Genomic DNA, 11,740 nt, shown 5'->3' with positions numbered 1-11,740 from the left:
ATTCCTGCGGAATGAAACAGTAGAAAGAAACGGCGCAAATGAAAAAGAAAGACGCCATTGGAAAAGAAATAATTGGAAAAGAATGTTTATCTATTCTATTGGGAGAATAATATTCTTTCCTTTTTTTAAGCTCATAAATCGATTATCACAAATAAGAAGTACAATTTCCTGATAAATATGTCCGTGTGGCTCAAATCTACTTTATTTTAAGCCAAAAGAAATAAAAAACCACCTCTGTAAAGAAGTGGTTCCATTTATGAAATTTTGATTTTGAATCTTACTTATCACTATTGGTGTCCGGACATTTAAAGTTGTCACTGCATGTGGCACAAACAACAACTCCGTTGCAATAATACATACAGAAATCTGGTTCAGGAAGATTAGCCCCTCCTGAAATGTTCTTTAATTGGTTCTTTTTTAGTTTTTTTAGATTTTTCATATTGTTTTGATTAAAAATTTGTAGTTAATGTAAAAATAGTTAAAATATTATTAATTAAATGATATTTGTTTAATTAATAATAGAAATTTAACATAATAAGATCTCTTAAGAGCTATATTAATCATTGGATTTAATTTAAAGTATTGATTATTAATAAAATAAATGTTATTTTTAAATAAGCGTTATCCGAAAAGCTTATAGAGTAGGAAATACCAAAAATCAAAAATTATGAAAAATTTAAAAAAACTTTCAAGAGAAGACAGAAAGGGTATTGTTGCAGGAATTAATTTTCCGGCATATTGTTTTGAAGGAGGAGGACCTGGAGAAGGAGGATGCTCTGCCGGAGAAATTTGTTCAAATGGAAAATGTGTACCTTATGGTGAAGGCCCCGGAGGTGGAGAAAATCCTGGTGGCGGTGGTGATTCTTATACTTGTATCTGTCCGTGGGGAACTTTTACACAGCCTACGCCGTGTCCGGAATTTTACTGTATAACAGGATAGTATAGGTTTTATAGATGTACAATGGTATGTACGCTTGTTGCATATTTCCAAGTGAAATATAATAGTAAAAATGGCTGTCTTAATTTGAGACAGCCATTGCGTTTATTTTTTGATCAATCCCAGTTCGATCAATCTTTCATGCAGGAATTCTCCGGCAGTTGTATCTTCGTATAATTTAGGATTGTTTTCGTCTACACAGTTATCAAGTGCATTTAAAGACATTGCACTGATGGGATGCATAAAGAAAGGAATTGAGTATCTTGAAGTACTCCACATTTCTCTTGGTGGGTTTACCACTCTGTGGATAGTAGATTTCAACTTGTTGTTGGTATGTCTAGAAAGCATATCTCCAACGTTAATCATCAGCTCATCTGGTTCTGCAATAGCATCTATCCACTCTCCGTTGTGGTTTTGAACCTGAAGACCTTTTCCCTGTGCTCCCATTAAAAGAGTAATAAGATTAATGTCCCCATGGGCAGCTGCTCTTACTGCATCATCCGGTTCTTCAGTGATTGGCGGGTAGTGAATAGGTCTTAAAATAGAATTTCCTTCTGCGATTTTGTCATCAAAATAAAATTCATCTAAACCAAGGTGTAATGCTAACGCTCTTAACACATACTGTCCTGTTTTTTCAAGCATCTGGAATGCTTCTTTACCAACTTCGTTGAATCTTGGAAGTTCTTCAACGATTACGTTGTCCGGATACTCACTTTTGTATTTTGAATCATCAGACAGATACTGCCCAAAGTGCCAAAATTCTTTTAAGTCTCCTTTTTTGAAACCTTTTGCAGTTTCTTTACCGAATCCTACATAACCTCTCTGGCCACCAATTCCTGGAATCTCATACTTTTGTTTCGTTTCCACTGGCTGTTCAAAAAAGTTTTTTACCTCTCCATACAAATCATCCACTAGGTTGTCATCAAGAAAGTGGCCTTTTAAGGCTACAAAACCAATTTCTTCATAAGCTTTTCCGATTTCATTTACAAATTTCTGTTTGCGTTCCGGGTTACCCGAAAGGAAATCACGCAGGTCTACACTAGGTATTTTATCCATTTTTAGAAATTTACGAACAGCAAAATTACATTTTTTTTAAATTAAATGATTTTAAAATCATTATTTATAAGTTAAATTTGCTGTATGAAAAAATATTCTTCTAAGAGAAGTATCCAAATACTTGCACATCTTCTTCAGCAGTACGGAATTGCAGATATCGTAATTTCTCCGGGGTCAAGAAATGCTCCTTTGGCTATCCATTTTTCAGAGATAGATGGTTTCAACTGTTACAGCATTGTAGACGAAAGAAGTGCCGCTTTCGTGGCAATGGGAATGGCGAAGAGTGAGAAAAAGCCGGCAGCTATTACCTGTACCAGCGGATCTGCGGTGGTTAATTATTATCCTGCGGTTACTGAAGCGTTTTATCAGAACATTCCGCTTTTGGTACTTACAGCAGACCGACCGACTGATTTTGTTGATATATTCGATGGGCAAACGATCAGACAGAAGGATGTTTTTCATCAGCATTCCTATGGTGACTTCCAGCTTTTGGAAGACAGCAAAGAAAATGCGGAAGATATTAATTTCGATATCATTAAAAAAGCTATTGAACTCTGTTTTGAGAAGCAAGGTCCGGTACACATTAATATTCCATTGGAAGAACCATTATATGAGCTGGTTTCAGAGCTTCCTACTTTTCCAACGGTAGAAAAGACCATCAAACATAAAGAATATGAAATTCCGTCCAATCTGATTGCGGAATGGCATACTTCCCAAAGAATTATGCTGCTGGTGGGAACAAGAGATTACAGCCCGGAACTGGAAAACCAGCTGACTCAGTTGGTGAAGAACCATTCTGTGGTAGTATTGAGTGAAGCCAATTCAAATTTATACCATGAGAAGTTTTTCAAACATATAGACCGTTATATTTTCAATTTTACGGAAGAGGATTATAAAACTTACGCTCCTGACCTGTTGATTACAGTAGGTCAGAATGTAGTTTCCAAAAAAGTGAAACAATTCCTTAGAAGCGCCCGTCCTAAACAGCACTGGCATCTGGATGAAGTGTGGCAGCCTGATACGTATTTCTCATTGACAGAAAAGATAGAGGTGAAGCCAGAGGTTTTCTTCTCAAAACTGTTGAAGTTTATTAATCTGGAGCCTAGACCGTATTATAATCTTTGGGATGTTTTAAGGGATAAAAAAGATGCTAAACACGAACAGTTTCTGAATACAATTGATTTTTCAGATTTCTATTTTTTCAATAAAGCATCACAAGCCATTCCTGAAAACTATAACATTCATTTCAGTAACTCTTCAGGGATCAGATATGCTCAGCTGTTTGATTTCGGGAAGAGAAAGATTTATTGTAACAGAGGAACAAGCGGTATTGACGGATCTACTTCTACGGCAATGGGATTTGCCATCAAAAATGAAAATCCAACTTTATTGATCACAGGTGACCTGAGTTTCTTTTATGATATCAATGGTCTTTGGAATCAATATATTCCACCGTTTGTAAGAATTATGATCTTCAATAACGGTGAAGGAAATATCTTTAAAATTATTCCGGGCCCCAGAAATGCCAATCCGAATACATTAGACGAATTTATTGCCACAAAGCACCGCAAGAACGCCGAATCTCTTGCAAAGCATTTCGGATTCTCCTATATCAGAGTAGAGGACGAACTTACGCTGGACAGAGTTCTTGAGAATTTCTTTAAACCTGATGTACAGCCAAAAATCCTGGAAGTAAATACTCTCGGGAAGAACAGTGCAGATATACTGAAGTCATATTTTGAGTTTATGAAGTAGATTTAAAGATCAAGATATTCTTCATTCCCTGGCAGATTGATAATTCTGTCGATAGGATAGATAAACATATCATCAAAATCATTCAACGCATTAATAATCTGGAAATGGGTGAATTGCTTTATGTTCTGTAAAGTGATCTCCGTTTCTTTGATCTTTTTATGCTTTAAAAGGTGCTGCCTCTGCACTCCATTCAACAGATAAGTAGAAGGAGTAAACCAGTCTTTTCCTTTTAAAAATAAGATATTGGAGAAAGAGGTATCCGTAATATGATTGTTTTTGACAATGATAATTTCTTCTGCCTTAGCTTTCATCTTCATTTTTTCCAGTTCCTTACGATCTTCAAATTTGAATGAATAATCAAAGCTATTGTTTTCTACCAGCTGAAAATCCTGTATTTCAGGAATAGCGTAAGGAATCATCTGTGTTCTGATTCTTTTGTCAAGGTCATAAGCAATTCTCAACTTGAAAAGACCATCCTCATCATGCCGCAGATTTTTATAGATCTTGGCCACATCAATAGAGTCTTCCTTCCCAAAATGGGAAAATGTATGATTGACACGTTTCTGATGTAGATCCAATAGAAAAATCTCCTGATCTTCTACTTTAATGCTTTCAATGAATTGGGACATAGATTTTATTTTTCATTTCCTGATACTCGTCTTCTAATTTACTCATGTGCGTTATACCGCCTCCGCTTTTGAAATACAATTGGTCTTCCTGTTTTTCAATAAAGCGTATCATTACACAGCTGTCTACATTTTGGCCGTCAAACCAGCCGCAAATTCCCGTGTAATATCCTCTGTCATATCCTTCCGCATCCAGAATTATTTCCAGTGTTTTAGGTTTGGGAGCTCCTAAAATAGAGCCTGCAGGAAGAATTTTCTGCATAATACTTCCTACTTTTCCTTCAAATTCAGGTTTTATCTTTCCTGAAATTTCAGAACTCATCGCGTACAGATCCTTTTGTTGGGTTTTGATAAAGTCAATATGCTGGAACTGGTCTACCTTTACATCATCAGCCACCATACTCAGATCATTCCGGAGCAGATCTACTACGGTGTAATGTTCTGCCTTCTCCTTTCTGTCATTCTTCAGAATTTCTGCTGCATTTTCAATAGATGCATCAATGGTTCCTTTCATGGGATAGGTGAAAATTTTTCCGTCAATGATCTTTACAAAAGTTTCAGGAGAAAAAAATACAAAAAAATCTTTATAAAAAACTTTGTATTTCGCATTTGAATGATAAAAAATTTCTTCTAAGGTTAAATTCGTCTCAATTCGTGTTTTTCTGGTATAATTTACTAAATAGGAATTTCCTAAACGAATATTTTCCTGAACTTTATCAAAACCTGTTTGAAAGTTTTCCAATGTTTCAGGATAGGATTTCCAGACGACTTTTTTATTCAGCTTATGTGTCTCTTTTGTGTTTGAAAATGTTTGGAAATCAATAATTAACCTCTCTTTTTTAATTTCATGTTCCTGATAGATTTCAACATTCTCCGAGAGAAAGTCGATGATGAAAAAATAGGGAACCTTCTGAAGAGAAAGTTCATCCATTTCCATAAATTTTTGATGATTCACTGAAAACATTCTGCAAAAGTACTTATTGATGTTTACTTTTGCATAAATTTTTTTATGATGCAGAATAAATATCCTCAGAAACCAGGAATAGATTTTATATTGAAGCAGGCATTTTTTTACTGGAATAAAACCCTCGTTTTTCAGCTGATGTTTTCTATCGTCTTTTTTGGAATACTGCTTACTGCGGTGATGCTTTTCGGAGAGAAGTATGGCATTTTTTCTTATAATAAAGAATTGCAGGAAGCTTTTATGCAGGGGACTCAGGTTTATTTGAAAAAAATGGAAGCAATAACGGCAACTGAAAATTATCAGATGTTTACATTGGCAATCTGGGGAACAACAGCATTTCTGTATCCGTTGAATCTCGGGATGTTTCAGATTTTCCGCAAGCTTGATCTTAAAGAAAATATTGTGATAGGAGATTTGTTTGCCGGATATAACGGACTTAACTTTTTTAAGTATGTGGGCTATTTTCTTTTCTGGTTCTTTATTTACAGGTTTACCCTTCCTACTGTCGTATTAGCTGTAATCTGGGTGGCAGTAACACTATTTGTCGCTCCATTGATGTTCTTCACCAATAAAAGGATTTTCGAATCCATTTCCCTGAATTTTAAAGCGCTTAAAATGTATTTCGTTGAAATAATGGTATGTGTAATTGTTGCTTTTCTATTCAAGTACTTAGGTTTTGCCTTGTTCCTGATTGGAGGTCTTTTCACATTTCCATTTTGGAATGCAATGATTTATTCATTGTATAAAACAGTCTTTTCGGAGAAAAGTTAAAATTCATTCGTGTTTAATGGGATTTTTTACTAAAAAAAAGTAAATTTGGTAAAATCATTAAATATTTAAACTATGTCTGAATTTAACGAATTTGATCAGCAGGGTTCTGTACCTAACAGAGATACGGGATCAATTATTTCTCATGCTTTTGAAATGTACAAAGGCGTTTTCGGTTACGGAATTGTAGCCATGATCATCTACCTGATCGGAGGATCTGTTATTCAGATGCTTACAGGATTTGATTCTGCTTCTATGATGGAGGAGATGAAATCTTCAGGAGGAGATTTTAATTACTGGAGCGCTCCGGGACTTCCTTTGTATATGGGAGCTTCCAGCCTTTTCGGGCTTTTATTATCTCCTTTGTATGTAGGATTGATCTATATGGTCAATAAATACAATACCAAAAGCCCGATTGAATTTTCTGATCTTTTTATCGGATACCGCCAGAATTTTGTAAACATTTTGATTTATAGTCTTCTTGCCTGGATAATTTCTTCCATTGCTCTGGCATTGTGTGTGTTGCCTATCATTTTTGTATATCCTTTCCTTTTAATAGGATATCCGATTCTGTTATTTGAAAATGCTTCAGCTACAGAAGCTTTATCAAAGTCGTTCAACATTGCTAAAGAAAACTATGGAACTTTCTTATTGACCGGATTTTTAGGGTTTTTGATTTCTATTGCAGGGGTTATTCTTTGCGGAATAGGGATCATCCTGACAGCTCCGTTTATTATGATTGTAATGTACTCAACCTATTGTGCTTTCTTAGGAAAACCAAGACAAATTATGTACAGCAAATAAAAATATAAAAATACATGATGAATAAGGACAAACAAATAAGCAGTGTTGCGATAAAGCAGATGTCGTTACTGGCTATCATTCTGGTATTGGCCGGATTGATCTGCTTTAATCTGGCATTGTTTATTCCCTCAGTGTTGGGGGCGATTACCATTTATGTAGTCTGCAGAAAATACAATTTTTATCTGCAGGAAGAAAAGAAATGGAAACCGTCACTGGCTGCGTTTGCATTGATGTTGGCAAGTCTTATCGTTCTTATTCTTCCGATTTATTTTATTGCCGATCTGATTATTGATAAATTGGGAAATGCACAGGCTTATATGGCCAAGTTCAATGTTTTCCTGGATAAAATCCATTCTTATATCTTCTCTAAAACAGGATTTGATATTCTAAGCAAGGAGAATATGGCGAAACTGAAGGATAATGTAGGGAAATTTTCTACTTCAGCAGTCAGTGGGACATTCAATACTCTTACAATAGTAATGTCCATGTATTTTATTCTCTATTTTATGCTGGAAAGACCAAGGCTCTTTGAAAAGATTCTTACTTCTTCTGCCCCGCTGAAGAGAGCAAACATCTCTCTGATTGGCGATAAAATGAGAAAACTGATCATGGCAAATGCTATTGGAATTCCCGTTGTAGCATTAGGACAGGGAATTGTAGCACTCATAGGTTATTTGATTTTTGGTGCGCCGGGAGCTGTTCTGCTTTTTGCACTAACTGCTGCTGCTTCAGTGATTCCAGTTGTAGGAACTGCTATTATATATGTTCCTGTGTGTATCTTTATGATTGCGGAAGGTAATACAGGACAGGGGATAGGATTAGCAATCTACTGTCTTGTAGTAGTAGGTCTTACCGATAATCTTCTTCGTTTTACTTTCTTAAAGAAACTGGAAAACATCCATCCACTGAATACGGTATTTGGAATCATTATGGGAATGAATCTGTTTGGCTTTATGGGGCTTATTTTTGGTCCTATTCTGATCTCATTGACTCTTCTTCTGGTTCAGGTATACAGAAATGAATTTTCGGATGAAGAAACACCTCCGGACCTTGAACTGCCTGGCCAGGATGATATTAAAGAAAAATTAATTTAATTAGATAAAAACGTGGAAGGAATTAATCCCGAAATACTAAAAGAAATCTGTGTCATGAAAATGCCCTTCGGGAAATACGAAGGAACAGTCCTGGTTGATCTTCCGGTGAGCTACCTGGAATGGTTCAACAGAAACGGAATGCCAAAAGGAAAATTGGGAATGCAGCTTTCAACGGTTTACGAGATCAAATTAAATGGTTTGATGGATCTTTTGACTCCTATCCGGGCCGCAGTAAGAAAAGGACTGTAAAATTAAAATATACCATTTATAAATAGTTTCGGCGGCATCGAAGATGCCGCCGAAACTATTTATAATCAATTCTTTTACGCTTTCAATGCTGAAATTTCATCTCTCAGCTTGGCTGCCTTAATAAAATCAAGATTTTTTGCTGCTGCTTCCATTTCTTTTTGTTTCTGGGCAATCATTTTCTCGATATCTTCACTGGCATAGGTTGCTTTTGTTTCGGCAACTTTCTGAAGGATTTCTTTTTGCGTATATTTTTCATCAGGGAAGTCTTTGCTTCTTCCTACGAGATTTTCGGATATCTTTTTATTTAATGCTTTTGGCTTCAGGCCGTGATCTTCATTGTACTGCATTTGCTTGGCACGTCGGTATTCGGTTTCATCCAGCGTAGCCTGCATAGATTTTGTGATTTTATCTGCATACATGATTGCTTTTCCATTCACATTCCTTGCGGCACGTCCTACGGTCTGGATCATCGATCTTCTGCTTCTCAGCATTCCTTCTTTATCAGCATCCAGAATGGCAACCAGAGAAACTTCGGGTAAATCCAGACCTTCTCTCAATAAGTTAACCCCAATCAACACATCAAAAAGGCCTAAACGTAGATCCTGCATGATCTGAATACGCTCCAGGGTCTCTACATCTGAGTGAATATATCTCGTTCTGATTCCGAATTTGGTGAAGTATTTCGTAAGTTCTTCCGCCATTTTCTTGGTTAAAGTAGTCACCAGTACTCTTTCATCAGCATCGGCCCTTTTCTGGATTTCCTCCATTAAGTCATCAATTTGATTTAATGATGGTCTTACTTCAATAATCGGATCTAAAAGTCCTGTAGGACGGATGATTTGTTCTATATAAGCACCACCTGTTTTTTCCAGTTCATAATCTGCAGGTGTTGCAGAAACATAAATAACCTGATTCTGAATGGCTTCAAACTCTTCAAACTTCAACGGTCTGTTGTCCATTGCTGCCGGAAGTCTGAAGCCATACTCTACTAATGCTTCTTTTCTGCTTCGGTCACCACCGTACATGGCATGAACTTGGGGAACGGTAACGTGGCTTTCATCGATAACCATTAAAAAGTCTTTAGGGAAATAATCAATCAGGCAGAAAGGCCTTGTTCCCGGAAGACGACCGTCTAAGTATCTTGAGTAGTTCTCAATTCCTGAGCAATAGCCAAGCTCTTTGATCATTTCAAGATCCAGTTCAGTTCTTTCCTGGAGTCGTTTTGCTTCTAATGGTTTTCCGACAGAACTAAAGAAATCAACCTGTTTTACCATATCGTCCTGAATATCTTTGATGGCTCCATTTAAAGTTTCCTTTGATGTTACGAAAAGATTGGCAGGATAAATCTGTATCTGATCAAAATTATCTTCTACATTTCCTGTTACCGGGTCAAAACTTTGAATCTTTTCAATTTCATCTCCAAAAAACTGAATTCTGATTGCGTTATCAGTATAAGCGGGGAAAACATCAATCACATCTCCTTTCACACGAAACGTTCCTCTCTGGAATTCATTTAGTGTTCTGGCATATAATGCATTAACTAATGAATGGAGAAGTGCTGTTCTTGTCACTTTCTCACCAATGGCAATGGAGATTAAAGATTTATGAAATTCCGTTGGATTCCCGATACCATAAATGCATGAAACAGAAGCCACTATCAATACGTCTCTCCTTCCTGAAAGAAGACTTGCGGTGGCAGAAAGACGGAGCTTTTCAACTTCTTCATTGATGCTCAGGTCTTTTTCAATATAAGTTCCTGTTGTAGCAATATAAGCTTCAGGCTGGTAGTAATCATAGTAGCTTACAAAGTATTCTACGGCATTTTCCGGAAAGAACTCTTTGAACTCCATAAAAAGCTGTGCAGCAAGAGTTTTATTGTGGGCTAGTACTAAAGTTGGGCGCTGAACATTTTTAACAACATTCGCAACAGTAAAGGTTTTTCCGGAGCCGGTAACTCCAAGAAGTGTCTGATATTTCTCACCGACCTCTATTCCTTCGGTAAGCTTTTCAATAGCTTGAGGCTGATCTCCGGTAGGTTTATATTCTGATTGAAGCTTAAAATCCATAGAAAAGAATGTATATAACAAAAATACGAAAGAAATTATTAGACTGTCTAATGTTTTGACGGTGAATATTTTGATAAAAACACTTTAACATATTGGAGAGTATTGAGAAGGTAAATTTTTTTCTTTCTTAAGAATACTATTTTAGAGTTAATTTTATTGGCATTATTTTTCCATTCTTTTGGTAAAACCTAATCATAACACTATGAAAATGAATCAATTTTATATTCCTGTAGTAAGCCTTTTTCTTTTTTTATCTTCATGCAAAGAGAATCATGCCAATGCTCAGAAGACAGGAAATGACGGAAGTGTAGAAACAGAAAATCCTAATTCTGACTATAAGCCGGCATTTAAAGGGCAGACAAGAATTAAGGCTGTAAAGACAACAGCAGCCTATAATGTTGAAATACTGAATAAAGATTTGGGAAGACCATGGGGGATTATCAATCTACCTGACGGTAAATTTCTCATCACCGATAAGAAAGGCTATATGAATGTTGTTTCAGCAGATGGAAAACAGGTGTCAAAAATAGATGGTTTTCCAAAAGTAGATTCAAAAGGACAAGGCGGAATGCTGGATGTAGCGCTTGATCCTGATTTTAAAACTAACAATATTATTTATTTCAGTTTTTCGGAACCATTTGGAAAAGGAAACTTAACATCTGTAGCAAAAGGAAAGCTGTCTGCAGATCTTAAAAATATTTCAGAAGTAAAAGTTATTTTCCGTGCAGAACCTTCTTATGATGGTGATAAACACTATGGAAGCCGTCTTGCTTTTGATAAAGATGGACATTTATTTGTCAGTACAGGAGAAAGATCAGATAAAGTTACCCGCATGTATGCCCAGAAGACAGATAATTATCTTGGTAAAATTTTAAAGATCACAAAGGATGGTAAACCTGCTCCGGGAAATCTTTTTATCGGAAAATCAGGATATAAACCGGAAATTTATGCTTATGGAGTCCGAAACCCGCAAGGAATGGCTATTGATCCTAATGGCAATCTCTGGGATGTTGAAATGGGTCCGAGAGGAGGTGATGAAATCAATCTGATCCAGCCGGGAAAGAATTACGGATGGGGAGATGTAACCTATGGAATTGAATATTCAGGAGATAAAGTAGGACAGGGAATTACCCAAAAAGAAGGAACAGAGCAACCGGTTTATTATTGGGATCCTGTGATTTCACCAAGCGGAATTACTTTTTATACGGGAAATATTGAGGAATGGAAAGGAAATCTCATTATCGGATGTTTAAGTGGCGAGCATATTGACAGAATTGTCATGAAAGATAATAAAGTAGTAGGTGAAGAACGTCTTCTTGCAGATCAGAAAGAACGCTTCCGTGATGTATTAAACGGGATGGATGGGAATCTGTATGCGGTAACCGACAGTGGCAAATTGTATAAGATTTCAAAAAAATAGA

The 11,740-nt window shown here is 36.3% G+C and carries 12 protein-coding genes; 7 read left to right on the top strand and 5 right to left on the bottom strand.

From position 1 onward, the window contains the following. Positions 1 to 277: 277 nt before the first annotated feature. Positions 278 to 439, bottom strand: a complete 162-nt coding sequence (locus BW946_RS21555; RefSeq protein ID WP_170872114.1) for a bacteriocin-like protein — start codon at positions 437 to 439, stop codon at positions 278 to 280. Between the two features lie 228 nt (positions 440 to 667). On the opposite strand from BW946_RS21555, the gene BW946_RS20020 reads away from it, so the two are divergent. Then, positions 668 to 940, top strand: a complete 273-nt coding sequence (locus tag BW946_RS20020) for a hypothetical protein (RefSeq protein ID WP_076597857.1) — start codon at positions 668 to 670, stop codon at positions 938 to 940. A 102-nt stretch (positions 941 to 1,042) separates the two neighbouring features. Here the strand turns inward: BW946_RS20020 and BW946_RS20015 are convergent, their stop codons facing one another. Beyond that, positions 1,043 to 1,993 carry an isopenicillin N synthase family dioxygenase gene (locus BW946_RS20015; protein WP_076597856.1) on the bottom strand — a complete coding sequence of 317 codons (951 nt, stop codon included), beginning with the start codon at positions 1,991 to 1,993 and terminating at the stop codon, positions 1,043 to 1,045. Between the two features lie 84 nt (positions 1,994 to 2,077). On the opposite strand from BW946_RS20015, the gene menD reads away from it, so the two are divergent. Then, on the top strand, positions 2,078 to 3,748 hold the full coding sequence (menD, locus tag BW946_RS20010; RefSeq protein WP_076597855.1) for a 2-succinyl-5-enolpyruvyl-6-hydroxy-3-cyclohexene-1-carboxylic-acid synthase: 1,671 nt from the start codon (positions 2,078 to 2,080) through the stop codon (positions 3,746 to 3,748). A 2-nt stretch (positions 3,749 to 3,750) separates the two neighbouring features. Here menD and BW946_RS20005 read toward each other — a convergent pair whose 3' ends face one another. Both BW946_RS20005 and BW946_RS20000 read right to left on the bottom strand, forming a co-directional pair. Further along, positions 3,751 to 4,377 (bottom strand): aminotransferase class IV, encoded by a 627-nt coding sequence (locus BW946_RS20005; RefSeq protein ID WP_076597854.1) that lies wholly within the window; start codon positions 4,375 to 4,377, stop codon positions 3,751 to 3,753. Beyond that, complete coding sequence (locus BW946_RS20000; protein WP_076597853.1) at positions 4,361 to 5,338, bottom strand: aminodeoxychorismate synthase component I; 978 nt, start codon at positions 5,336 to 5,338, stop codon at positions 4,361 to 4,363. Before BW946_RS20000 ends, BW946_RS20005 begins: the two co-directional genes overlap by 17 nt. Positions 5,339 to 5,383: 45 nt before the next feature. On the opposite strand from BW946_RS20000, the gene BW946_RS19995 reads away from it, so the two are divergent. The 4 genes from BW946_RS19995 (at position 5,384) to BW946_RS19980 (ending at position 8,253) form a co-directional block, all read left to right on the top strand. Then, entirely contained in the window at positions 5,384 to 6,109 is a 726-nt protein-coding gene (locus tag BW946_RS19995; RefSeq protein WP_083688933.1) for a hypothetical protein, read from the top strand. A gap of 72 nt (positions 6,110 to 6,181) precedes the next feature. Next, on the top strand, positions 6,182 to 6,910 hold the full coding sequence (locus tag BW946_RS19990; RefSeq protein ID WP_076597851.1) for a beta-carotene 15,15'-monooxygenase: 729 nt from the start codon (positions 6,182 to 6,184) through the stop codon (positions 6,908 to 6,910). A 14-nt stretch (positions 6,911 to 6,924) separates the two neighbouring features. Then, entirely contained in the window at positions 6,925 to 8,004 is a 1,080-nt protein-coding gene (locus BW946_RS19985; RefSeq protein ID WP_076597850.1) for an AI-2E family transporter, read from the top strand. Between the two features lie 21 nt (positions 8,005 to 8,025). After that, positions 8,026 to 8,253: a DUF3820 family protein gene (locus BW946_RS19980; RefSeq protein WP_076597860.1), complete on the top strand. Its 228-nt coding sequence runs from the start codon at positions 8,026 to 8,028 to the stop codon at positions 8,251 to 8,253. 74 nt (positions 8,254 to 8,327) lie between these two features. Here the strand turns inward: BW946_RS19980 and uvrB are convergent, their stop codons facing one another. Further along, positions 8,328 to 10,319: an excinuclease ABC subunit UvrB gene (uvrB, locus tag BW946_RS19975; RefSeq protein ID WP_076597849.1), complete on the bottom strand. Its 1,992-nt coding sequence runs from the start codon at positions 10,317 to 10,319 to the stop codon at positions 8,328 to 8,330. 202 nt (positions 10,320 to 10,521) lie between these two features. On the opposite strand from uvrB, the gene BW946_RS19970 reads away from it, so the two are divergent. After that, complete coding sequence (locus BW946_RS19970) at positions 10,522 to 11,739, top strand: PQQ-dependent sugar dehydrogenase (protein WP_076597848.1); 1,218 nt, start codon at positions 10,522 to 10,524, stop codon at positions 11,737 to 11,739. Position 11,740 lies beyond the last annotated feature (1 nt).

This window comes from Chryseobacterium sp. RU33C, from assembly GCF_900156015.1.
GTDB classification, from domain to species: Bacteria; Bacteroidota; Bacteroidia; order Flavobacteriales; family Weeksellaceae; genus Chryseobacterium; species Chryseobacterium candidae.
The sequence above is the reverse complement of the archived record's forward strand: the minus strand, read 5'-3'. Positions and strand labels throughout refer to the sequence as shown.